The 21,333-nt window shown below is 66.6% G+C and carries 22 protein-coding genes; 14 read left to right on the top strand and 8 right to left on the bottom strand.

What is annotated here, in order from left to right; translation table 11 throughout:
- Positions 1-9: 9 nt before the first annotated feature.
- Positions 10-1,338, bottom strand: coding sequence for an NAD(P)-dependent oxidoreductase (locus ACU0B3_RS09975; RefSeq protein WP_446260704.1), 1,329 nt, complete (start codon positions 1,336-1,338; stop codon positions 10-12).
- 231 nt (positions 1,339-1,569) lie between these two features.
- On the opposite strand from ACU0B3_RS09975, the gene ACU0B3_RS09980 reads away from it, so the two are divergent.
- Positions 1,570-1,788, top strand: a complete 219-nt coding sequence (locus tag ACU0B3_RS09980; protein WP_446260705.1) for a DUF1127 domain-containing protein — start codon at positions 1,570-1,572, stop codon at positions 1,786-1,788.
- A 132-nt stretch (positions 1,789-1,920) separates the two neighbouring features.
- Here the strand turns inward: ACU0B3_RS09980 and ACU0B3_RS09985 are convergent, their stop codons facing one another.
- On the bottom strand, positions 1,921-3,081 hold the full coding sequence (locus ACU0B3_RS09985; RefSeq protein ID WP_446260706.1) for a TIGR03862 family flavoprotein: 1,161 nt from the start codon (positions 3,079-3,081) through the stop codon (positions 1,921-1,923).
- 93 nt (positions 3,082-3,174) lie between these two features.
- Here ACU0B3_RS09985 and ACU0B3_RS09990 point away from each other — a divergent pair, with 93 nt between their 5' ends.
- A complete protein-coding gene (locus ACU0B3_RS09990) occupies positions 3,175-4,104 on the top strand; it encodes an aminotransferase class IV (protein WP_446260707.1) in 930 nt (309 codons plus the stop codon).
- Positions 4,105-4,289: 185 nt separating this feature from the next.
- On the opposite strand, the gene ACU0B3_RS09995 is transcribed toward ACU0B3_RS09990, so the two are convergent.
- A complete protein-coding gene (locus tag ACU0B3_RS09995) occupies positions 4,290-5,630 on the bottom strand; it encodes a mechanosensitive ion channel family protein (protein ID WP_446260708.1) in 1,341 nt (446 codons plus the stop codon).
- 87 nt (positions 5,631-5,717) lie between these two features.
- On the opposite strand from ACU0B3_RS09995, the gene ACU0B3_RS10000 reads away from it, so the two are divergent.
- Positions 5,718-6,035, top strand: coding sequence for an HNH endonuclease (locus ACU0B3_RS10000; RefSeq protein WP_446260709.1), 318 nt, complete (start codon positions 5,718-5,720; stop codon positions 6,033-6,035).
- 56 nt (positions 6,036-6,091) lie between these two features.
- Here the strand turns inward: ACU0B3_RS10000 and ACU0B3_RS10005 are convergent, their stop codons facing one another.
- Both ACU0B3_RS10005 and ACU0B3_RS10010 read right to left on the bottom strand, forming a co-directional pair.
- Positions 6,092-6,706: an enoyl-CoA hydratase/isomerase family protein gene (locus ACU0B3_RS10005; RefSeq protein ID WP_446260710.1), complete on the bottom strand. Its 615-nt coding sequence runs from the start codon at positions 6,704-6,706 to the stop codon at positions 6,092-6,094.
- Positions 6,703-7,452 carry an SDR family oxidoreductase gene (locus ACU0B3_RS10010; RefSeq protein WP_446260711.1) on the bottom strand — a complete coding sequence of 250 codons (750 nt, stop codon included), beginning with the start codon at positions 7,450-7,452 and terminating at the stop codon, positions 6,703-6,705. Before ACU0B3_RS10010 ends, ACU0B3_RS10005 begins: the two co-directional genes overlap by 4 nt.
- Positions 7,453-7,581: 129 nt before the next feature.
- Between ACU0B3_RS10010 and ACU0B3_RS10015 the strand changes: the two genes are divergently transcribed.
- From ACU0B3_RS10015 to lpxK, 8 genes are all read left to right on the top strand, one after another.
- Complete coding sequence (locus ACU0B3_RS10015) at positions 7,582-9,108, top strand: hypothetical protein (RefSeq protein ID WP_446260712.1); 1,527 nt, start codon at positions 7,582-7,584, stop codon at positions 9,106-9,108.
- Between the two features lie 164 nt (positions 9,109-9,272).
- Complete coding sequence (locus ACU0B3_RS10020) at positions 9,273-9,842, top strand: VOC family protein (protein WP_446260713.1); 570 nt, start codon at positions 9,273-9,275, stop codon at positions 9,840-9,842.
- Positions 9,843-9,888: 46 nt separating this feature from the next.
- Positions 9,889-11,235, top strand: coding sequence for a TldD/PmbA family protein (locus ACU0B3_RS10025; protein WP_446260714.1), 1,347 nt, complete (start codon positions 9,889-9,891; stop codon positions 11,233-11,235).
- Positions 11,228-12,007: a 3'(2'),5'-bisphosphate nucleotidase CysQ gene (locus ACU0B3_RS10030; protein WP_446260715.1), complete on the top strand. Its 780-nt coding sequence runs from the start codon at positions 11,228-11,230 to the stop codon at positions 12,005-12,007. Before ACU0B3_RS10025 ends, ACU0B3_RS10030 begins: the two co-directional genes overlap by 8 nt.
- 105 nt (positions 12,008-12,112) lie before the next feature.
- Positions 12,113-13,366 (top strand): helix-turn-helix domain-containing protein, encoded by a 1,254-nt coding sequence (locus ACU0B3_RS10035; protein ID WP_446260716.1) that lies wholly within the window; start codon positions 12,113-12,115, stop codon positions 13,364-13,366.
- Positions 13,367-13,454: 88 nt separating this feature from the next.
- On the top strand, positions 13,455-13,697 hold the full coding sequence (locus ACU0B3_RS10040) for a DUF4170 domain-containing protein (protein ID WP_446260717.1): 243 nt from the start codon (positions 13,455-13,457) through the stop codon (positions 13,695-13,697).
- 6 nt (positions 13,698-13,703) lie between these two features.
- Positions 13,704-14,921, top strand: coding sequence for a 3-deoxy-D-manno-octulosonic acid transferase (locus ACU0B3_RS10045; RefSeq protein WP_446260718.1), 1,218 nt, complete (start codon positions 13,704-13,706; stop codon positions 14,919-14,921).
- Positions 14,921-15,916, top strand: a complete 996-nt coding sequence (gene lpxK, locus ACU0B3_RS10050; protein WP_446260719.1) for a tetraacyldisaccharide 4'-kinase — start codon at positions 14,921-14,923, stop codon at positions 15,914-15,916. The genes ACU0B3_RS10045 and lpxK overlap by 1 nt, the downstream gene beginning before the upstream one ends.
- Positions 15,917-16,089: 173 nt before the next feature.
- Here the strand turns inward: lpxK and ACU0B3_RS10055 are convergent, their stop codons facing one another.
- Positions 16,090-16,773, bottom strand: a complete 684-nt coding sequence (locus ACU0B3_RS10055) for a DsbA family protein (RefSeq protein WP_446260720.1) — start codon at positions 16,771-16,773, stop codon at positions 16,090-16,092.
- Between the two features lie 59 nt (positions 16,774-16,832).
- Positions 16,833-17,345, bottom strand: a complete 513-nt coding sequence (locus ACU0B3_RS10060) for a DUF721 domain-containing protein (RefSeq protein WP_446260721.1) — start codon at positions 17,343-17,345, stop codon at positions 16,833-16,835.
- Between the two features lie 95 nt (positions 17,346-17,440).
- Between ACU0B3_RS10060 and mutY the strand changes: the two genes are divergently transcribed.
- The 3 genes from mutY (at position 17,441) to ACU0B3_RS10075 (ending at position 20,579) form a co-directional block, all read left to right on the top strand.
- Positions 17,441-18,535, top strand: a complete 1,095-nt coding sequence (gene mutY / locus ACU0B3_RS10065; protein WP_446260722.1) for an A/G-specific adenine glycosylase — start codon at positions 17,441-17,443, stop codon at positions 18,533-18,535.
- 104 nt (positions 18,536-18,639) lie between these two features.
- Positions 18,640-19,773 carry an alkane 1-monooxygenase gene (locus ACU0B3_RS10070; protein WP_446260723.1) on the top strand — a complete coding sequence of 378 codons (1,134 nt, stop codon included), beginning with the start codon at positions 18,640-18,642 and terminating at the stop codon, positions 19,771-19,773.
- A 401-nt stretch (positions 19,774-20,174) separates the two neighbouring features.
- On the top strand, positions 20,175-20,579 hold the full coding sequence (locus tag ACU0B3_RS10075) for a hypothetical protein (RefSeq protein ID WP_446260724.1): 405 nt from the start codon (positions 20,175-20,177) through the stop codon (positions 20,577-20,579).
- 318 nt (positions 20,580-20,897) lie between these two features.
- On the opposite strand, the gene ACU0B3_RS10080 is transcribed toward ACU0B3_RS10075, so the two are convergent.
- Positions 20,898-21,185, bottom strand: a complete 288-nt coding sequence (locus ACU0B3_RS10080) for an HU family DNA-binding protein (RefSeq protein ID WP_446260725.1) — start codon at positions 21,183-21,185, stop codon at positions 20,898-20,900.
- Between the last annotated feature and the right edge of the window lie 148 nt (positions 21,186-21,333).

Consider the following 21,333-nt stretch of genomic DNA (forward strand, 5'->3'; position numbering starts at 1 on the left):
GGGCCGGCTTCAGCCAGCGCCCAGGGTGGCATGTATGTCCTCGGCCGCATCCCGGCCTTCGGCCACAGCGGTCACCGTCAGGTCATCGCCGCCCGCTGCGCAGTCGCCTCCGGCCCAGACGCCGTCGAGTGAGGTCTTGCCCGCACCGCTCACAGCGATCTTGCGGCCATCGAGGTCCAGCCCGTCAAACTCCAAAGACTGCCCGATGGCGCGGAAGACCTGATCGGCAGCCAGCCGGAACGTCTCGCCCGTCTCCGAAAGATCATCCCCGACATAAGCGAACTCGATCTCGCGCACCGAGCCGTTGCCGTGCACGGCGACCGGCTGCGCATTGCAGATGATCCGCACGCCCTTGGAGGCAGCGAGATCCTGTTCGAAGACGCTCGCATTCATGCGCGCGCGGCTGCGGCGGTAGACCAATGTCACGTTCAAGGCGCCCAGCAACTTGGACTGCACCGCGGCATCCACCGCCGTCATGCCACCGCCGATGATGACCACGTCGCGGCCGACCGGAAGGTCGGACAAGTCGCCTTGACGCAGATCCGCGATGAAGTCGACCGCGTCCCGGACACCGTCCTTGTTGTCACCGGAGACGCCCAGAGCGTTCACACCGCCGAGGCCCAGCCCAAGAAAGACCGCGTCGAAATCGCCTCGCAAGCCATCGAGCGTGATGTCGCGGCCCAAAGCCTTCCCGGATTCCAAGGTGATCCCGCCGATCTGCATCAACCAGTCGACCTCCGCCTGCGCGAAGCCATCAACCGTCTTGTAGGCCGCGATGCCGTATTCGTTGAGCCCGCCAGCCTTTGGCTTGGCGTCGAACAAAACGACATCATGGCCCTTCATCGCGAGCCGGTGCGCGCAGGCCAAACCTGCCGGACCGGCCCCGACCACGGCGATCTTGCGCCCAGTCGAGGCCGCCCGGGAGAACGGGTGGGTGCCAGCCTCCATCCCTGACTGCATCAGAGTGTCGGTGGCGTATCTCTGCAACTGCCCGATCTTGACCGGCTTGCCCTCGGCGGCCTCGCGCACGCAGGCCTCCTCGCACAGCGTCTCGGTCGGGCAAACCCGGGCGCACATGCCGCCCAGGATGTTCTGGCTCAGGATCGTCTTGGCCGCCGCCTCGGGCGTGCCGGTCGCGATCTGGCGAATGAAAAGAGGGATGTCGATGTCCGTCGGGCACGCCGCAATGCAGGGCGCGTCGTGGCAGAAATAGCAGCGGTCTGCGGCCACCAGCGCCTCGTGACCGCTCAAGGGCGGATGCAGGTCGCCAAAGTTCGCATCGAGCTCCTCGGGCGCCAGCCGCCCGGCCACGATTCCTGCGCTCAGTTGGTTCGGCATCACGCCCTCCTGCCTCGCTTATCGACACAAGAACCGTGACTCAGGTCCAAAATTTTATCAACTGGTAAAATTATTCGCAGCCATCTTGCGAGACGCCGTTGCCTAAATCGCAGGCAGACCGCCATGCGTCTCGCGCAATGCGGCGTTGCAGCGACGGCCCTTTTCGCGCTTGCAGCATGCCCCTACCTTTGAGGAACATCGAAATTCACAAAGCCACTTAGGAGCTTGATCATGGCCTATGTTTCTTCCAATGCCGCGGATCGCTCGGGCAATGTCGTCGTCAACGCGCTCTCCGCGTTTGGCAACTGGCTGATCTCGATCTCGGAATCCTCCGAGAAGGCGCGCCGCATCGAAGCGCTCAGCAATATGTCCGACGCGGAACTCGCCGCCCGCGGACTCAAGCGTGAGGACATCGCACGGCACGTCTTCCGCGACCACTACTACGTGTAAGCGCATTGGCCTAAATCAAAGCCCCCGCCTGACGGGAACCGTCAGGCCGCGTCAAACCGTAGGTTTGCCTTCGGCAAAACGGGCGGCGCGTGACCAGACGTCTCGAATTTATCAGGTCAATGGTTGCTTAATTTAGACGTTCCGCTGGGTCCAGGCCGCCGCATGGCGTGCCGCCCAGCGTCCGGTCGCCAGACAGGCGGTGATCAGATACCCGCCCGTCGGCGCCTCCCAATCGAGCATCTCTCCGCAGGCGAACCAGCCCGGCTGATCCTTGAGCATCAGCCCCGGCGTCAGCGCGTCAAAGCGAAGTCCACCCGCCGTGGATATCGCCCCGTCGATGTCTGGAAAGCCGTCGTGCCGCACTGGCAGCGCCTTCAGCAGCGGCGCAAGGTCATCTGGCAAAGGCCGACCAAACTCGTAAAGCAAGGACCTTTTCACCGCAGGCAAGTTCAGCGTCTTACGCAGATGAGTCGAGAGGCTCGCCTTGCCCCGCTTGCGCGCAAGCCTTTGTCGGATCGCTCCTTCCGAGAGGTCCGGGAGCAGGTCCAGCGTCAGCGCCGCGCCCTCCCGCACCGCGCGTGAGACGGCGTAGACGCCGCCCCCTTCGAGACCCGATTGCGTGATGACGACCTCGCCTGTGTCCCGCACATCGCCTGCCTGTAGCGCCAGAGGCTTTACCGGGACGCCGACATGCTCGGCCATCTTGTCGGACCATCCGAGGCAAAGCCCCATATTCGCCGGCTGAAAAGGCGCGGCATCATCGGGGAACCTCTCCGTCCACGCCCCGTCCGAGCCAAGCCTCTTCCACGACGCGCCACCGAGCGCCAGCACGGTCACGGTGGGCTGCAGCCGCACCTGACCATCAGGCGTCTCGAACAGCGCCTCCCCCGGAAGGCCCATCCAACGCCAGCGCCGCTGGAGCCTAACACCGAGCGTATCGAGCCGCGCCAGCCAGGCGCGCAGGAGAGGCGACGCCTTCATCGCGCGGGGAAAGACGCGGCCCGACGAGCCTGTGAAAAGCGGCTGGTCCAGCTCCTCCGCCCAATGCATGACCTCGACCGGACCGAAGGCCTGCACCATCGGGCGCACCTCGGGATCGGGGTAGGCGGCGAGACAAGCCTCGAGCGACTCGTCCTTAGTGAGGTTCAAGCCCGACTTGCCGGCCATCAGGAATTTGCGCGCGGGTGAGGGCATCGCGTCGGCAACCGTGACTGCGAACCCCTCCCCGGCCAGCACCTCTGCCGCCATCAGGCCCGCCGGGCCGGCTCCGATCACAAGCGCAGATCTCTCCATCGCCCGGGTCTACGCGCCTGTGCCGCAGGCGTCCAGTTGGGTTGGCAACGCAGCGCGATCCGCCGATAACGGCGGCATTGCGAAGGAGAGCACATGACCGACGACCGCCCCTCCACCCACGACGCGCTCGAAGACCCGCGCAACGCCGGCATCCTCATCTACGTGAACGGCGACATCGTCCCGCGCGAGGAGGCCAAGGTGTCGGTCTACGACAGCGGCTTCATGCTGGGCGACGGCATGTGGGAGGGAATGCGGCTCTACGACGGGGTCTGGACCTTCTTTGACGAGCACATGGACCGGTTCTTTGGCGCCTGCAAAGCGGTGTCTTTGGATGTCGGCATGGATAGAGACGGGATCGCGGCCGCGCTGAAAGCGACGCAAGCAGCGAACGGGATGCACTCGAACGTGCACTGCCGTCTGATGCTCACACGTGGCGTGAAGGTCCGCCCCTTCCAGCATCCCGCGCTCAGCCAGTCAGGCCCGACGCTGGTCATCATCATGGAGCACTCGAAGCCTGTCGACAGGCTCCATAGCGCAGGCATTCGCCTTGCCACGGTCCCGCAGGTGCGGGGCCTGCCGATGAGCCAGGATGCCAAGTACAACAGCCACTCCAAGCTCAACTGCGTGATCGCCTGCCTGCAGGCCGAGCAGGCCGGCGCCGACGAAGCGCTGATGCTCGACCCGCATGGGTTCGTGAACACGACCAACGCCTGCAACTTCTTTGTCGTGCGCAAGGGGGAAGTTTGGACCTCCACCGGAGACTACTGCATGAACGGGGTGACCCGGCAAAAGGTCATCGACCTTTGCCGCGCGAACGGCATCCCGGTGTTCGAGCGCAACTTTTCGCTGGTCGACACTTATGATGCGGACGAGGCGTTTCTGACGGGGACCTTTGGCGCCCAGACACCGGTCGCGTCCATTGATGGGAAGCCGATCGGGGATGGGAGCCGTCCGGTTACGGCGCGCATTCAGGCGCTCTATAAAGCGCTGATTGCGGAAGATGTGGCGGAGCAGAAGCGGTGAATCAATGTCTCAAAGTCTCCCTCATAAATGACTTCTGTTCACGCGCCGACCCGCGGGGTGGCGCAATCGCGCCGCCCGTTTTACTGAAGGCAAACCTTCGGTTTGACGGGGGCGGGTCGGCGCGGCCTGACGGTTCCTGTCAGGCGGGCGCTTTGGTCTGAGCGAGATTAGATGGCTGACCATCTCTAAACCCCCATCAGCGCCTTCTTGTCAGCCTCGGTAAAGTGCAGCGCGCGTTGGGGGATCGGCACCTCGATGCCATTCGCCTTGAGCGCGTTCCAAATGAGGAAGAGCGCGTCCGACGTGAACTTGTTCTTGCCGTCGTCGATGCCCTCGACCCAGAACTCGACCGCGAACTCGATGCCGTTCTCCCCAAAAGCGCGCAGCTCGCAATCGGGCGGCATCGGCTCGGAGAGGACGGCGGGGTGCGTCGCAACGGCCGCCTCCACGATGTCCGGCACGCGGTTGATGTCGGTCTCGTAGCTGACCTTGAAATCCGCCTCGTAGCGGTTGGACGGTCCCTGGTCGGAATAGTTGGTGACCCGCGTCGTGATGAAATCCTCGTTCGGGACCACGATCCACTTGCCGTCGTAGGTCTCGAGGAACATCGCCCGCGCGGTGGTCTTGACGATGGTGCCGGCCTCACCGCCATCAAGCTCGACATAATCGCCCACCGTCGCCTGCCCTTCGAGCAGGAGGATCACGCCGGAGATAAAGTTAGACGCGATCTTTTGCAGACCAAAGCCAAGGCCCACGCCCACCGCACCGCCGAGCACGGCGAGGGAGGCGATGTTGACCTCCATGATGTTCATCAGAACGAGGAAGGCGACGCCAAAGATCGCGATCTCCGTCGCCTTGACCGCGAGCTGGCGCTGGGCAGGGCGCATCTCTTCATTCTTCTGGATCAGGCCGGCCGACTGGTCGTTGGACCAGCGCCCGAGCCAGAAGATCAGCCCGCCCACGACGACGAATTGCACCAGCCAAAGGAGGTCGAACGACATGTTGCCAAGCGGCACGATCGTGGTGCGCAATCGTTCGATCACCAGATCGAGGATACCCAGCGCGTAGAGCCCTGCCATCGGCACAAAGAAGAACCGCGCGATGAGGCGCAGGAAGCTGTCCTTGACCATGTCGCGGGCAAAGGCGCGGACGGCCAGGAAGAGGAACACGCGCTTGCCGAACGCGATCACGGCGCCCGATTCAAAGATCGACCGGACGATCTGCTCCCCGATGGCCGTGAACACGAACGCCAGCAGCGGCAGCAAGAGCGGCAGGAAGCTGGCGATGAACCGGCGCAGCGCGGCAAAGATGCCCGTCTGCTCGGGCGCGGGCATCAGGAACCCATGGAGCGCCGGTTGCGCCTTCCGGTTGATCAGCCACGCCAAAAGGAAGGCGCCTGCAATCAACCCGAACTGCGACCAGGCGGCGGGGCTCAAAAGCCAGGTCTTGGCAATGTCCCAGAACTGGAGCGCATAGCCGACCGCCTGCTGGACGATCTCGGGTTGTGCGGCGAGGTCAAAGTCCATCTGCGTCGTTCCCTGGGCTGGCTGCTACATATGGTATCGAGCATGTCACAGACCGCAAGAAAGATTGACGCCAAGCCGCGCCGGATCATGTCGATTCATGTGGAAAACGCGTCAGACACGCCGACTTGCGCGCTCTGCGGGCGCCCGATCCCCAAGGGCGTGCCGCAGTCGCTGCATCACTTGATCCCCAAGCTGAAAGGCGGCAAGGGCGGGCCGACCGTGCTCCTGCACCACATCTGCCACAAGGAGATCCACGCCACGCTGACCGAGGCGGAGCTTGCGCGGGAGTTCAACACGCCCGAAGCGCTGCGCGGCCACCCGAGGCTTGCCAAGTTCGCCGCCTGGGTCGCGAAGCGTCCGCCGGACTTCATCTCGAAAACCAAAGGGGGCCGCCGCAAGCGGTAGATGGGTGCAAGCACCCATCCTACGGGGTGAGGCGCGGAAACGTAGGATGGGTGATTTCACCCATCCCCGTTTGGCAAAAGCGCCTTGATCCCGGCAACATGTGCGGCCGTCGCGCCAAGCGCGTCGGCGGCGAGCCGTTCGGCCTCGGCTACGGGATCATCGGCCAGAGCATCGAGCAACCCCCAGCCAAGCGCGGTTTCGGCGGTGACCTTTTGGCCTGCCATCAGGATCATCCTGGCCCGCGACGGGCCGGCAAGCGCAGAAAGGCGCGTAGGGTCAGAGGGCTGCGGCAGAAAGCCGAGCCGCATCACCGGATAAAAGAGCTTGGCACCCGGCACCGCAACGCGCAGATCGCAAGCCAGGATCATGCCCATCGCGCCGCCCGCGCAGGTTCCGTTCAGCGCGGCGATGGTCAGGGCGCGGGACTGCGCGACAGCGCCGGAGAGCTCCTCCCACAGGGGCGAGGTCGCAAGCCCGGCGCGTGCGGCCTCGAGGTCGGCGCCGGCGGAGAAGACTTTGCCAGCACCGGTCAGGATCAGCGCGCGCGCCTCTGCCGCAGACGTCACCGCCTCGATCAAGCCCTCGAGCATCGGCGCAGTGAGCGCGTTGGCCTTGTCCGGGCGATTCAGCGTGATCCGGCGCAGCGCGCCTGTGTCCGTGACGTCTATCATTCAAGACCGACGGCGGCACGGATGCCTTCGTCGCGGAGCGAGATTTCTTCGCCCAGCCACGCGTCGCCGCCAGGCCCCGCCATCCAAAGCAGCGCCTTGGCGGGCCAGTCGGCGGGGATGTGCGCGGACCAGTCGAGCTGGCTGACCGGGTTGATGCCGGAGGCCGCGATCTCGCGCTGCATCTGCGTGGCAACTGTGCCTGGGCTGAGGCCGATGGCACGGATGCCCTTGCCTCGATACTCCTTGTCGAGGGAGCGGGTCAGCATTGCCGCGCCGGCCTTGGACGCGCAGTAATGCGACCACGCCTCTACCGGGCCGTGGGCTGCGCCCGAGCTGATGGTCAGCACCGATCCACCGCCCCGCGCAATCATGCCGGGCACGGCGGCGCGCATGCCGTAAAAGACACCCTTGAGGTTGACGTCGATGATGTGACCCCAGGCATCCGGGTCGGCCTCTGCCAAATGGGCGATCGGCTCCATCATGCCGGCGTTGTTGATGAGCACGTCGACGCCGCCAAACGTCTCTTCGGTGGCGGCGATGGCGCGGGCGACCTCCTGATACCGGCTGACATCGCAGGGGATGGCGAGCGCCTGGTTCCCGATCTCTCCGGCCAAATCGGCAACCGCATCCGTCGAGCGGGCCACCAGTGCAACACGTGCACCGGCATTGGCAAACACCCGGGCTGCCTCGGCGCCGATCCCACGCGAGGCTCCGGTGATCACAACCGTTTTTCCGTCCATCGTCATAGCTGTCCTCCTGTCTCGGCACGCGCGGCGCACAAGGGCCTGCGCCCTGCCACCTCTGGAATCCCCTACTTGACCCCCGGGCGATCTGCCAACACCTTTGGCAGAACAGATCCCACAAAGGACACCCACATGACCTTCCCCACCCGGCGGTTCTGCGCCACGGCCCTTGCCACGCTCGCCTGCTCCACCCCCGCCTTTGCCGACCTGACGGCGGCGCAGGTCTGGAGCGAAAACCGGACCTACCTCGAAAGCTTCGGCTACGAGGTGAGCGCGACCGAAACTCAGGACGGAGACGTGCTGACGGTCAGCGATGTGACCATGCGCGTGCCGATCCCCGAAGCTGACGCGGACATGGTGATGACCCTGCCGCCGCTGATCTACACCACGAACGCGGACGGAACGGTGGGCATGACCTTTGCCTCGCCTGCCGCGATCGACCTCGGGATCGAAGTGGACGGCGAAACCGTGCAGGTCGGCATGGCGCTGACGCACGAGGCGTTCGACCTGCAAGTGTCCGGCACGCCCGATGCGCTGACCTCGACCTACGACGGGGACGCGCTGACCCTGGCGCTGACCGAAGTGCTGGTGTCGGGCATGAACGCGGTCCCGGGCATCTTCTCCTTCGAGATGACCGCCTCGCAGTTCGACGGCTCCACCGTCAACACGAAAGGCGACACGCAGTCCTACGAGCAGACGATCAACATGGGCGACGTCGCCTACGTGATCAAAGGCCAGGATCCCGAAAGCCCCGAACGTTTCGAGATGGAAGGCGGCGCGGCGAACGTGAATTTCGACGGCACGTTTACCTTGCCGCTCGAATTCGACGCCAGCGACCCGATGGCCTTCTTCAACGGCGATCTGGCGTTCGACGGGACCTACACCACCGGCGCCGGTGGCACGACGCTGGCGGCGGACATCGAGGGCACGCAGGTGACCGCGCAGTCTTCTTCGACCGGGACGCGCCTCCGCACGGCCATGCAGGACACGGTGATCACCTACGGATTCGAGACGAACGGGTACAACGTCGAGATGCAGACGACCGATTTCCCGCTGCCGATCGATGTGTCGCTGGAAACGCTCGGGCTGAACATGACCGCGCCTCTCGGCAAGAACGAGAGCGACACGCCGCAACCCGTCGGGCTCGGCATCACGCTGGCGAACTTCGTGATGAACGAAGAGCTGTGGTCGATCTTTGACCCCGCCCAGCAGCTGCCGCGCGACCCGGCCACCATCGACCTGCAGGTCGACGGGCTGGTGAACGTGCTTGTCGATCTCTTCGACGAAGAGCAGCTGATGGCGGTGGAGCGCGGCGAAGTTCTGCCGGCCGAAGTCCTGTCGCTCACCGTCAGCCGGATGGTGGTCGATGCCGTCGGCGCGCGCCTGACAGGGCTTGGCGAGGTGATGTTCGACAATACCGATCTCGACACCTACGAGGGCATCCCCAAGCCCGTCGGCGAGATCGAGCTGGAGCTGGCCGGCGCCAACGGTCTGATCGACCGGCTGATCTCGATGGGGATCGTCGGCCAGGACGAGGCGATGGGCGCGCGCATGATGATGTCGATGTTTGCCGTGCCCGCGGGCGAGGACGTGCTGGAAAGCGTGATCGAATTCAACGAGCAGGGGCAAATCCTGGCCAACGGTCAGCGCATCCGCTGATCGCAGCCACATCGTGAAAAGGGAACGCGCTCCAACCGGGGCGCGTTTTTCTGTCTGATATGTGCGATTTTGCAATTTTTTGGTGCGCTATTCTCGAATTTCGCACATGAGGCACGTTTGCTATCTCACGCGCAACGCACAGGACGATCCAGAGGAGACAGACCATGTCCAATCCCGCCACCGCCAAACTGCAAAGTCAGGCCCTGCACCACGTCACCATGATGGGTGCCGACCGCCAGACTTCCATCGATTTTTGGGAGGGCGTGCTCGGCATGCCGTTTGTCTTTGAACAGCCCAACCTCGACGATCCGAACGAGGGGCACCTCTATTTCGATCCCGGCGACGGGCGGCTCATCACGATCTTTACCAACGAGACGCGCAAACCCTCGGGCAAGGCAGCGCCGCAAGAGGCCGGGATGCTGCACCACATCGCGTTTTCCGTGAGCCAGTCGATGTACTCCCAGCTAAAAGCGCGGCTCGACGCGCGCGGCATCCGCCATTCGGGGGAAAAGGACCGCGGCTTCATGAACTCGATCTACTTTCGCGACCCGCTGGGGATGCTGATCGAGCTCGCCTCCTACCGGTTCGAGCCGCCCGCCGGCCACACCCACGCGGACGTTCTGATGGCTGCGCACCGCATCCGCGTCGCGGCAGGGGACCCGGCCATTGCCGATGTGCACCTCGCCCAAGCGATCGAGGATCTGTCGGCCCAGCGCGACACGCTCAGCCGGTAAAGGCCCCGCCCTTGCGGCACCGGGGGGTGCGGGCTAGGTCAGGCGCATGACAGACACGCTCGAAGGCTTGACCTCCGCCCTCCTCGCTGCCGCCAAATCCGCCGGTGCCGACACCGCCGATGCCGTCGCGCTCAAAGGCACGGCGCTCAGCATCGAAGTCCGCGCCGGCGCACTCGAACACGCCGAACGTGCCGAGGGTACGGACCTCGGCCTGCGCGTCTTTGTCGGACAGAAAAGCGCGGTTACCTCCACCTCGGACGCCCGGCCCGAGACCTTTGCCGAGATTGCCGAACGCGTAGTCGCCATGGCGCGCGAGGCGCCGGAAGATCCTTACGCCGGGCTTGCCCCGGCAGAGCTTTTGGCGACGGACACCGACGCCACGCCGCTCGACCTTTATGACCCCGGTCCAGAACCCTCCGCCGCTGCGCTGCAAGAGGACGCGCTGACTGCCGAGGCAGCCGCCCTCGACACAGGCCAGATCTCCCAGGTGCAAGCTGCCGCCGCTGGCTATTCGGCCCGGGACATCTGGCTGGCAACCTCCGCCGGGTTCTCCGCCGGATACCGGCGCAGCGGGCAAAGCATCTCGTGCACGGCCATCGCGGGCGAGGGTCTGGGTATGGAGCGCGACTACGACGGCGACAGCCGGACCTACGGCGCAGACTTGCGCTCAGCCTCCGAGATCGGCACTACCGCCGCCCACCGCGCCGCCGCGCGCCTCGGCGCGAAGAAACCGCCCACCGGCACCTATCCTGTCCTGTTCGACGAACGCATCTCCTCCTCGCTGATCGGCCACCTCGTTGCCGCCATCAACGGCAGCCAGATCGCCCGGGGCGCCTCGTGGCTCAGGGACGCGATGGGCGAACGGGTCCTGCCGGACGGGGTCGACCTGATCGAGGACCCGACCCGCCCGCGCGCCGCCGCCTCCCGCCCCTTCGACGGCGAAGGGCTCCCCTGCTCCAAACGCGCGCTTGTCGCGGACGGCATCCTGCAGGGCTGGACGCTCGACATGGCCACCGCGCGCAAACTCGGCCTCACCCCCACCGGCAACGCCGCACGCGGCACCGGCTCGGGACCCAGCCCGACCGCCTGGAACCTCGCGCTCACCCAAGGCAGCGCCAGCCGGGAGGACCTGATCCAGGGCATGGGCACCGGCCTGATCGTGACCTCCCTCATCGGCGCAACGATCAACCCCAACACGGGCGACTATTCGCGCGGCTGCTCGGGGCTCTGGGTCGAGAACGGCGTCATCAGCCACCCGGTCAACGAAGGCACCATCGCCGGCAACCTGCGCGATATGCTCGGCCGGATCGTTCCCGCCAACGACGCGCGGACGCACCTGTCGCGGGTGGTGCCCTCGCTCCTCGTGGACGGCATGGCCATCGCGGGTGACTGACCTCGACCTGCTCATCGACGCGGCGCGGCAGGCAGGCGAGATCGCCACACGCTTTACCGGGCCCGAGGCGCAGGTCTGGGACAAACCCGGCGGCGCGGGCCCGGTGACGGAGGCTGACCTCGCCGTCAACGCCTACCTCGCGCAGCACCTGCAGGACGCCCGCCCGGACTACGGCTGGCTCAGCGAGGAAAGCGACGACGGCCCCGCACGCCTCGCCAAATCCCGCGTGTTCGTCATCGACCCCATCGACGGCACGCGTGCCTTTGTCGAAGGCTCGCAGACCTGGGCGCACTCCCTCGCCGTGGTCGAAGACGGCGCGCCCGTTGCGGGCGTGGTCTACCTCCCCCTGCGCGGCAAGCTCTACGCCGCCGCCGCCGGCCAAGGCGCAACGCTCAACGGCACGCCTCTGACGGCCAGCACGTGCAGCACCCTCCCCGGCGCCGATGTCCTGATCACCAAACCGGCGATGAAACCCGCGCTCTGGCCCGCCGGAGTGCCGGACGTGACGCGGCACCACCGCCCCTCCCTCGCCTACCGCATGGCGTTGGTGGCCGAGGGCCGGTTCGACGCCATGCTGACCGTGCGCCCGACGTGGGAGTGGGACATTGCAGCCGGAGCGCTCCTCGCAGCCGAAGCCGGCGCGACCGTCACCGACGCAGCAGGCGCGCCGCTGCGGTTCAACTCTCCCGGCGCGCAGACGCGGGGCGTGCTCGCCGCCGCGCCTGCCCTTCACCCGTCCTTGCTGCCAAGTCTGCCACCCCAGACGACATAAGTTGCGGCCCAACGGCTAACTTGTGTTGAAAGGTGGCGCGACGGTTTCTATCCTGCCACCAACCAGAGGCGCGCACAGCGCCCGACAGGCAGACGGAGCAGACAGATGTTCGACGCAGTGGCGCTCGGCCGCCTCATCAAGAGCACGCGCGCGGCGCAGGGCCTGACGCAAGGCGATCTCGCCGCAGCAGCCCTTGGCTCGCCCGAGCGCAAGGGCGACATCTCCCGGCTCGAGAACGCCCGCACAGGCAATCCCCAGGAGCAGACCGTGCAGCGCGTGGCGGCGGCGCTGGCGCTTCCCCCGGCGGAGATCGACGCCACCCGTGTGGCCCCCGGCAACCGCCCCTCGCGGGTCGAGATCGACGCGCTTATCGCCGAACGTGACGCGCTGCAGGCCGAGCTTGAGCTGCGCCGCAGCCTCGTCGTCGCACTCGCCTACACCCGCGCGCGGGTGACGACCTCGGACTTCGACGCCGCGCTCGCCGCGCTCGATGCCGCCCTTTTGGCGCGCGGTGCCTCAGACGCCGCTCCCGCCGGCGGCTCGTTCGAGGAAGCCGCTGCCAGCGCACTTGCCACCAGCGCCGCGCAGCGCGACACCGGAGACGTGGACGGCGCCCGCATGACTCTCATCACCGCCCGCGACGCCGCCGAGGACGGGCTCGACGACCTGCTCACGGCGCTTGGCGATCTGGAAACCGAGGCGGGCGACCTCGACGCCGCCGCGGCCGCGCAAGTCCGCCGCGCGCGGCTCGACGTGGACGCCGAAGCGCCTTTGATCGAGCTTTTGCGCGACGAGATCGCCGAGGCCCGCGAGCAAGGCACGTCGCAGGGGCTGGCCCTCGCCGAAGCGCTCTGCCGCCAGACGCTGCCCCTCTGCCAAACCGCCGAAGACCACAGCGCGGTGCTGATCGACCACGGGCTGATCCTGCGCGCGCTCGGCCGTGTGCAGCAGGACGAGGCAATGTTGAGCCAAGCCGTCGCCGCACTCGAGGCCGCGATCGAGGATATCAGCGCCGAAGACACGCCCGACCTCTGGGCGGAGGTCCACGTCGCGCTTGGGCGCACCCTCCTGCGGCTCGGCGAGGCGAACGAGGACATTGCGATGCTGGGTCAGGCCGCCAACGCCTACCAGAGCGCGACGCGCGTCTGGACCCGGGATGCGGCTCCCGCGCCATGGGCACAGGTCCAGACCCACCTCGCCAACCTCTGCCGCCTCCAGACCGAGCTTTCCGGCAACCGGGCGATCCGCACCGAAGGACTGCGGCACAGCCTCGACGCCATCGCCGTGCTCGAAACGCTCGAGAACCCCGAAGCGCTGGCAGAGGCACAAACCGTCAGGGCGGCCCTCAGCGCGCTCTGACCACGGGGCGCCACGCGCGGCGCGCCCCTTGACCCCGCTGGCAGGACGGCTCAATCCTCGGAGGCAACCCCAGCCGGAAGGACACCCCATGACCCAGCGCCTGCACCTCGTCTTTGGCGGAGAGCTGTCGGACCCGACCAAGTCGCAGTTCAAGGACACCGACGACATCCACATCGTCGGCATCTTCCCGAACTACGAGACCGCCTATAACGCGTGGAAGGCAGAGGCGCAGCGCACGGTCGACAACGCGCACATGCGCTACTTCATCGCCCACCTGCACCGCCTGCGCGACGAGGAAGCGCCCGCCTCCCCGACCGAAGAGCTGGGCTGACGCGCCATGCGCCACCCGCTGGCCCTGACGGCGGACCTGGCGCTGCGCGGGCGCAAGGACCAGACCCGGCCGGACAGCTTTGCGCCCCGCCCCCCGGGCGAGGTGGTCTGGCTGCACATCGGCCTCACCGAAGTCCACGCCTTTGCCCGCCCCCTGATCCAGCGGCTCATGACCCTGCGTCCCGGCACCCACGTCGTGCTGACGCGCGCCTCAGAGGTCGCGCCCTGCGATCCGGCGGGCCTCGACATGGTTGACGCCGGCCAAGTGCCGGAGACCTCTAGGGAGGCCAAAGCCTTCCTCACGCATTTCGCGCCGGACATGGGGCTGTGGATGGGCGGTGATCTGGTCGCCGCGCCGCTGGCTGCCGCAGCCGAGCGCAGCGTGCCGCTGGCCCTCATCGCCGCCATGGAAAAGGGCGTGCCTGTGCCGGGCCTCCGCTGGCGCAGCTCCGTCTCCCGCGCGCTTCTGCGCTACTTTTCGGCGATCCATACCGAGACGGCGAACGCCGAGCGGCGGCTTGCGGCCTACGGCCTTGACCCCGGGCGGCTGCACCTCACCGGACCGATGCAGGTCGGCGACATGCCTCCAAACTGCGTCGAGAGTGACCTCGACGCCTTGCGCGAGACGCTTGGCAACCGGTTCCTCTGGGCGGGCGCACGGATCACCGCGAGCGAGATGGAGCTGGTGCTGAACGCCCACGCGCAGCTAGCACGGTTCACCCCGCGCACCCTGGCGATCCTGCACCCGGAGGATGCACGCGCCGCCGACGCCCTGACCGAAGCCGCAGCCGATCTGTCGCTGGGCGTTGCGGACTGGGATGCCGGCGATCCGATCACCGAGGCGACGGAACTCCTGATGACCCGCGACCCTGCCGAGCTGGGGCTTTGGCACCGGCTTGCGCCGATCTCCGTGATGGGCGGCTCCTTCGTGCCGGCGCTCGAGACCCCCTCCCCCTGGCCGGCAGCATCGCTTGGCTCCGCCATCCTCAGCGGGCCACACCTCACCGCGCATGCCGATGCGTTCAGTCGCCTGCGCATGGCCGGCGCTGCGCGGGTCGTGAGCAGCGCCGACGAGCTCTTCACCGCACTCTCGCAGCTCAGCGCTCCGGACAGCACCGCCGCCATGGCACACGCCGGCTGGCAGATCGCGACCACCGGCGCGGCGGCGACCGACCAAGTGGTCGCGATGATCCAGGACACGCTCGATGGCGGAGGCACGGGCTGATGCGCCCGCCGGCCTTTTGGACGCGCCCGCCGGAGCGCCCGGGTCTGGCCGCGCGCCTCCTCGCGCCGCTCGGCGCTCTGACGGCGAAGGCGACGGCGCGGCGCGTGGCACAGGCGCCGGCGTACGATGCCGCAGCGCCGGTGATTTGCGTGGGCAACCTCACCGCTGGCGGGGCCGGCAAGACACCCACTGTGATTGCGCTCATTCAGGAGTTGGCGGCACGCGGGAAGACGGCAGCCGTCCTGTCACGCGGGTACGGCGGCAAGCTGGAGGGACCGGTGCGGGTCGACCCTGCGGTGCACAGCGCTGCCGACGTCGGGGACGAGCCGCTTTTGATGCAAGCCTTTGCCGAGGTCTGGGTGTCGCGCGACCGTGCCGCCGGCGCGCGCGCGATGGAGGCTGCCGGCGCGCGGGATGTCATCCTGCTCGACGATGGGTTCCAGAACCCGGGGCTAGCCAAGGACCTGTCGATCATCGTGGCGGATGCCGAGACGGGGTTCGGCAACGGGCGGTGCCTGCCCGCCGGGCCTTTGCGAGAACCCGTCGCGGCGGGCATGGGGCGCGCCGATCTGGTGCTGAGCCTCGGTCTTCCGCCCGCGCAGGCACAGTTTCGGCAGACCTGGGCGGACCAGATCACGGTGCCCCACCTCACCGGTCATCTCGCACCGCTTGAGACTGGAATGCCCTGGTCAGGCGCGCGGGTACTCGCCTTTGCGGGGATTGGCCGACCGGAAAAGTTCTTTACCACGTTGCGCGCGCTTGGTGCTGAGGTGGTGGAGACGGTGCCGCTGAGCGATCACCAGCCCCTGTCGCCACGCCTGATGGCGCGTCTCAAGAGCGACGCACAGCGGCTGGGCGCGCAGCTGGTGACTACTGAAAAAGACGCAATCCGCCTGTCGCAGGCGGACCTGCGCGACGTGCTGGCGGTGCCGGTGCGCCTGCAGATTGAGGACCCGGCGCCGCTCCACGCGGCGCTGGATCGTCTGGGGCTGTAGGTTAAAGGTCTGTCGAACTGATACAAAGCAAACAAATGTTCACGCGCCGTCCCGCGGGGTGGCGCAATCGCGCCGCCCCAGGGGGGCGGGTCGGCGCGGCCTGACAGTTCCTGTCAGGCGGGCGCTTTGAACTAAGCAAGTGTGAGCCAACGCATGGTCCGAACACCAAACGATCACAGCTTGCTGTCGATCAGGTCGGACAGCTCGCCATAGCCCATGTTGGCATACTTGCGGCCGTTGATGACAAAGCTCGGGGTGGAGCTGATGTCGTCGGCGGTGGCGTTGGCGCGGAACCACTCGACGAGGGCGCGCAGCTTGTCGCCGTCGGTCAGGCACGCCTCGATCTGCTCGCCGCTGATGCCGGCCAGACGGCCAACCTTGCGCAGCTCGTCGGCGATGGCGGCGTCGGACCCGGCGCGCGACCAGCTGGCCTGCGTCTGGTAGAGCATGTCGGTGATGCCGAAGAATTTGTCCGGCCCGGCGCAGCGCGCGATCATCGACGCCCACATGCCGTATTTGTCGAAATAGACCTCGCGGTAGATGAACTGGACCTTTCCGGTGTCGATGTAGTCAGCCTTGAGCTGCTTGTAGGGACCGTTGTGGAAGGTCGCGCAGTGCGGACAGGTGTAGCTGGCGTATTCGATGATCGTGACGTCGGCGTCGGGATTTCCGAGCGTCATCTCGATGATCTCGGGCGCGTCTGCCTCGGTGTCCGCGGACGCCTCCTGCGCATTGGCGGCGCCCGGCAGGGCAAAGCTGTCGGTGGCGAGTTGGTCATCGCTGGGTTGCAGCAGCTTCCATCCGCCCCCCAGGAGCAGCGCGACGGCAAAGACGGCAACGTAGAAAAGTCGGGTCATCGTAAGGTCCTCTGGGTCAGGCGCAGGACATGCCGCACGCCAGGTATCGGATCAAGGGGTCATCGCGCCTTGGGGTTGCTGAGCACATTGAGCGCAAGCCGTTCGAGCGCGTCTGCAAGGCCGCTGTCGGCGACCGAGCTGCGCGCGGCGGACGCCTTGGCACGGGTTTCGGGGGACGGCGGCGGTGCGGCGGCTGCAGGGCGGGCGCGGGCAAAGTCCACGGCTCCACTCTCAAAGCCGACGGGCGCTGTCTGCGTGATCCGCACGCGTTTGATAGCATTGTACCCGTAGGCCGCGTTCACCCGGGTGCGGAGCGCCTCCTTCTGCATCTCGAGAAACGGCGCCTGCGGGCCGGTGGTCAGCACGGTGAGCGTCGCGCCCATGCCGCCGCGCCCGTAGGAGACGTCCACGGGGCGGGCGAGCGCAGCAAGGTCCGCGCCGACGATGTCGTGCCAATGGGTCAAAAGCCGCGATTCCGCAAAGCCACGCGACGAGGACGCCGAGCGCACACGCTGCTCGATCAACGTGGACGTGCGCTTGAACCCTTTGGTGGTGCCGCCGTGGCGGGGCATCTCTCCGACTCCGTCGCATTGACTCCGGTGACTGTCAGTTTAAGCCCTCGCTCGCCGGCAGGCACCCTGAAATCGTACACACGGGAGGATAACGTTTGCGTGACGCCGAAGCCGCCTCGGAACTGGCTGCTGCGCTGCTCGACTGGTACGACCGGCACGCCCGCCAGATGCCCTGGCGCGTGGGTCCGGCGGCGCGGGCGCGGGGCGTGCGGCCTGATCCCTATCGCGTGTGGCTTTCGGAAATCATGCTGCAGCAGACGACCGTGGCGGCGGTCAAAAGCTATTTCGAGGTGTTCACCTCCCGCTGGCCGACGGTGCACGATCTGGCGGCGGCCGAGGACGCCGAGGTCATGGCCGCCTGGGCGGGCCTTGGGTACTACGCCCGGGCGCGGAACCTCCTGAAATGCGCACGCACGGTGGTGGAGCGGCACGGCGGTGTGTTCCCGGAGGACCCCGAGGCGCTGCGCGCCCTGCCGGGGATCGGGCCATACACGACGGCGGCGCTCTCCTCGATCGCGTTCGATTTGCCGGAGACTGTGGTGGACGGCAACGTGGAGCGGGTGATTGCCCGGCTGCGCGACGTCCACATGCCCCTGCCGGCGGCCAAGGCGGAACTGACGGCGCGCGCTGAGGAGCTGACGCCAAAGACGCGCCCGGGAGACTATGCACAGGCGATCATGGACCTCGGCGCGACGATCTGCACGCCGCGCAAACCGGCCTGCGGGCTGTGTCCCTGGCAGGCGTCCTGCGCCGGTCGGCTAAATGGCACGCACCTCGATCTGCCGAAAAAGCTGCCGAAGAAACGCAAGCCGACGCGGTTGGGGTTCGCCTATGTGGCGCGGCGTGTTGACGGCGCGCTGCTCGTGGAGACGCGCCCCGACGAGGGACTGCTCGGCGGCACGCTTGGCTGGCCCGGCTCGGACTGGACGGAGGAGGCGCCTCAGGAGGCTCCTCCGATCCGCGCAGAGTGGACGGCACAGGACGGCGAGGCGCGGCACACGTTCACCCACTTTCACCTGCGGCTGACGGTGCTCACGGCGCTGGTGCCGATGGACCGCACCCCGGCGCGCGGCACGTTCGTTGACGCAGCCGCGTTCGACCCGGACGCGATGCCCACCGTCATGCGCAAGGTCTGGGCGCTCGCCAAGGGCGCCGCGGGCCAGTCCCAGGCAAAGCGCCGCACCTCGTGACGTTGCGGCGGGGTGCCGCAATTCCGCCCAATTCCTTTGCTAGCCCGCGTGGAAAGGCCGTAACATCGCAACCGATACATTGCCGCACAGCCCGGACCCGCCTCATGCTGACCGCCGATCAAATCTCGAAACTGCAGCACGCGCTGCCCTTCTGGACGTCGCTGCTGCTGGTGCCGCTCATCTGGGTGAGCGCGGTGCAGGGCGGATGGTGGGTGCTGCTGCTGCCGGTGGCGACCTGGTACCTGTTCAGCGGGCTCGATTTCGTGACCGGCCTGAACGAGGAGAACGCGGACCCGCAGATCGCGGCGCAGCACCTGAAATGGTACACGGCGATCACGCTAATCTGGACGCCTGTACAGTTTGCCACCGTGTTCGGCGTCATCTGGTACGCCGCCACAGCGCCGCACCTGTCGCTGCTCGAGCAATTCGGGATCGCCTTCGGGCTTGGCGTGATCACCGGCACGATCGGGATCAACTACAGCCACGAGCTGATGCATCAGCGCAGCAAGCTGGAACGCTGGATGGCGGACATCCTGCTGGCGATGGTGCTTTATTCGCATTTCCGCAGCGAGCACCTGCTGGTCCATCACCGCTATGTCGCGACGCCGAAAGACCCGGTGACAGCACGGTACGGCGAGGGGTTCCACAGGTTTTTTCCGCGCGTGCTGCGGCAGTGCTGGGTGTCGGCGTTCGGCGCGGAAAAGGCGATGCTGGCGCGCAAGGGCAAGGCGTGGACGGACCTTTCCAACCCGTTCTGGCGGTACTGGAGCCTGCAGGCCGGGATGGTGCTGCTGGCGGTTCTGCTGGGCGGATGGATCGGGCTCTTCATGTTCCTCGTGCAGGCGTTTGTCGCGATCTGGCAGCTGGAGCTGGTGAATTATGTCGAGCATTACGGCCTGACACGCCGCCACCAGGGTGACGGCAAGTACGAGCATGTGCTGCCCCGGCACTCTTGGAACTCGGCCAAGCGGGCGTCGAACTGGCTGCTCATCAACCTCCAGCGGCACTCGGACCACCACTACAAACCGGACCGGCGGTTCCCGCTCTTGCAGACCTACGGCGAAGCGGACGCGCCGCAGCTGCCGTATGGCTATCCAGTCATGACGATCTTTGCGATGGTGCCGGGCCTCTGGCGGCGGGTGATGAACCCCCGCGTGCGCGCCTGGCGGGCGGCGCATTACCCCGACATCACCGACTGGACGCCCTACAACCGCGGCACGAATCCCCTGCCCCGGTAAGGGGAATTCCCGCGCGACCTGCAGCAGCGCTGACGCGCATTGTTCGTGTCCGCTCGACAGTCATTTGGTCAGCGCGATGCCGTTCTCGTCCTGACGACAAATGGGCAAGATTCCCCGCGCAGAGCCCTATGCGCACAGCGCTTTGGCCGTTAGGTGTGGAGAGGTCGGGAGGCTGCGCCCCGCGCGCAGCGCGCGCCTTTGGTGTCGCCCCCGACGTGTCAGTCCGCCTCGCACGTGCCGGGGCCAAACGAGGTGTGGTGGGGACCAGTGCCGATCCAGACGTTCGATCAAGGGCAAGACCTGCGCCGCGTGAGGCATCACGCACCGGCGCGCCTGCCCTCCCGAACGGCTGATCGCACGGCCAATGCGTCGCTCTGCCCACCCCAGCGAGGAGCGTATCCATGAGAAATTCCCAAGCCATGGACGCAAGCCCGCTTTTTGCCGAAACCGACGAGTCCGCGCCTGCGCGCATGACCAAGCTGACCTTTGTCGAGGATGCCGGCCTTTGCCGCATCACCGCCCACGCGCAAGAGAACGCGACCATCCGCGTCGACGGGTCCGAGGTGTCGTCTTTTGCCGACGAGGCCGGCGTGTCCGCGGACGTGTTCCTGACGGCGGGCAACCACCTTGTCGAGGTCGACTACCGCGAGGCGCACGGCGCCGCACCGCTCAAGATGTCGATGGTCGCGCCCGAAGGCACGGACCTGATGGAGAGCCTGGCCGCCGAGGACGAGACCCGTCTTACTCAGATCGAAGACGACACACCGCCTTACGATCTGGACGGCCCATCGCCCGAATACGCCTGACGCCGCGGCGCTATAAAAGGCGCTCTTCAACCTGATACGCACTGGCCTAAATCATCGCACCCGTCTGACAGGAACTGTCAGGCCGCGTCATGCCGAAGCCATGCCTCCGGCATGACCCGCCCCCGTCAAACCGAAGGTTTGCCTCCGGCAATAAGGGCGGTGCGATTGCGCCACCCCGCGAGACGGCGCGTGCACCCCTGTCTTTCATGTATTCAGGGGAAAGTTCGCACGCTATAGCGCACAGGCTGCCCGCCAACAAAAAAAGCCAGCCTCCCTCCGGCTGGCTTTTTCAGTGTCCCGACGAGGTGGGGTGTTCGGTCAGCCGTTCACGCTGTCTTTGAGCGCCTTTGCGATTGTCATCTTGACCACCTTGTCGGCGTCTTTCTTGATCTGCTCACCGGTGGCCGGGTTGCGCACCATGCGCTCCGGGCGCTCGCGGCAGTAGATTTTGCCGACGCCGGGCAGGGTCACCGCGCCGCCGCCAGCGACCTCGCGCGTGATCAGGTTGCACACCGCGTCCAGCGCCGCGCTTGCCTGTTTCTTGTCACTGCCCATCTCGTCGGCCAGCGCCGCGATCAGCTGGGTCTTGGTCATGGGTTTTGCCATGTATGTTGTCTCCTTGCATGTGCCGAGTTGCCCGGTCTCATTGACGGCATTTAAGTCAAGGAAACCAGACAACACAACAAATTGTGTCACCAAACTGCCAAAAAACATCGATTTTGCGGTGACCCCTAGGGGTTGAGGCCGTGATGGG

The sequence above is a fragment of the Pseudaestuariivita sp. genome, assembly GCF_052825805.1.

What these genes read in the sequence shown, in the direction of transcription:
- ACU0B3_RS09975 (WP_446260704.1), bottom strand. Translation starts at nt 1,338, where the DNA reads ATGCCGAACCAACTGAGCGCAGGAATCGTGGCCGGGCGGCTGGCGCCC.
- ACU0B3_RS09980 (WP_446260705.1), top strand. Translation starts at nt 1,570, where the DNA reads ATGGCCTATGTTTCTTCCAATGCCGCGGATCGCTCGGGCAATGTCGTC.
- ACU0B3_RS09985 (WP_446260706.1), bottom strand. Translation starts at nt 3,081, where the DNA reads ATGGAGAGATCTGCGCTTGTGATCGGAGCCGGCCCGGCGGGCCTGATG.
- ACU0B3_RS09990 (WP_446260707.1), top strand. Translation starts at nt 3,175, where the DNA reads ATGACCGACGACCGCCCCTCCACCCACGACGCGCTCGAAGACCCGCGC.
- ACU0B3_RS09995 (WP_446260708.1), bottom strand. Translation starts at nt 5,630, where the DNA reads ATGGACTTTGACCTCGCCGCACAACCCGAGATCGTCCAGCAGGCGGTC.
- ACU0B3_RS10000 (WP_446260709.1), top strand. Translation starts at nt 5,718, where the DNA reads ATGTCGATTCATGTGGAAAACGCGTCAGACACGCCGACTTGCGCGCTC.
- ACU0B3_RS10005 (WP_446260710.1), bottom strand. Translation starts at nt 6,706, where the DNA reads ATGATAGACGTCACGGACACAGGCGCGCTGCGCCGGATCACGCTGAAT.
- ACU0B3_RS10010 (WP_446260711.1), bottom strand. Translation starts at nt 7,452, where the DNA reads ATGACGATGGACGGAAAAACGGTTGTGATCACCGGAGCCTCGCGTGGG.
- ACU0B3_RS10015 (WP_446260712.1), top strand. Translation starts at nt 7,582, where the DNA reads ATGACCTTCCCCACCCGGCGGTTCTGCGCCACGGCCCTTGCCACGCTC.
- ACU0B3_RS10020 (WP_446260713.1), top strand. Translation starts at nt 9,273, where the DNA reads ATGTCCAATCCCGCCACCGCCAAACTGCAAAGTCAGGCCCTGCACCAC.
- ACU0B3_RS10025 (WP_446260714.1), top strand. Translation starts at nt 9,889, where the DNA reads ATGACAGACACGCTCGAAGGCTTGACCTCCGCCCTCCTCGCTGCCGCC.
- ACU0B3_RS10035 (WP_446260716.1), top strand. Translation starts at nt 12,113, where the DNA reads ATGTTCGACGCAGTGGCGCTCGGCCGCCTCATCAAGAGCACGCGCGCG.
- ACU0B3_RS10040 (WP_446260717.1), top strand. Translation starts at nt 13,455, where the DNA reads ATGACCCAGCGCCTGCACCTCGTCTTTGGCGGAGAGCTGTCGGACCCG.
- ACU0B3_RS10045 (WP_446260718.1), top strand. Translation starts at nt 13,704, where the DNA reads ATGCGCCACCCGCTGGCCCTGACGGCGGACCTGGCGCTGCGCGGGCGC.
- lpxK (WP_446260719.1), top strand. Translation starts at nt 14,921, where the DNA reads ATGCGCCCGCCGGCCTTTTGGACGCGCCCGCCGGAGCGCCCGGGTCTG.
- ACU0B3_RS10055 (WP_446260720.1), bottom strand. Translation starts at nt 16,773, where the DNA reads ATGACCCGACTTTTCTACGTTGCCGTCTTTGCCGTCGCGCTGCTCCTG.
- ACU0B3_RS10060 (WP_446260721.1), bottom strand. Translation starts at nt 17,345, where the DNA reads ATGCCCCGCCACGGCGGCACCACCAAAGGGTTCAAGCGCACGTCCACG.
- ACU0B3_RS10070 (WP_446260723.1), top strand. Translation starts at nt 18,640, where the DNA reads ATGCTGACCGCCGATCAAATCTCGAAACTGCAGCACGCGCTGCCCTTC.
- ACU0B3_RS10075 (WP_446260724.1), top strand. Translation starts at nt 20,175, where the DNA reads ATGAGAAATTCCCAAGCCATGGACGCAAGCCCGCTTTTTGCCGAAACC.
- ACU0B3_RS10080 (WP_446260725.1), bottom strand. Translation starts at nt 21,185, where the DNA reads ATGGCAAAACCCATGACCAAGACCCAGCTGATCGCGGCGCTGGCCGAC.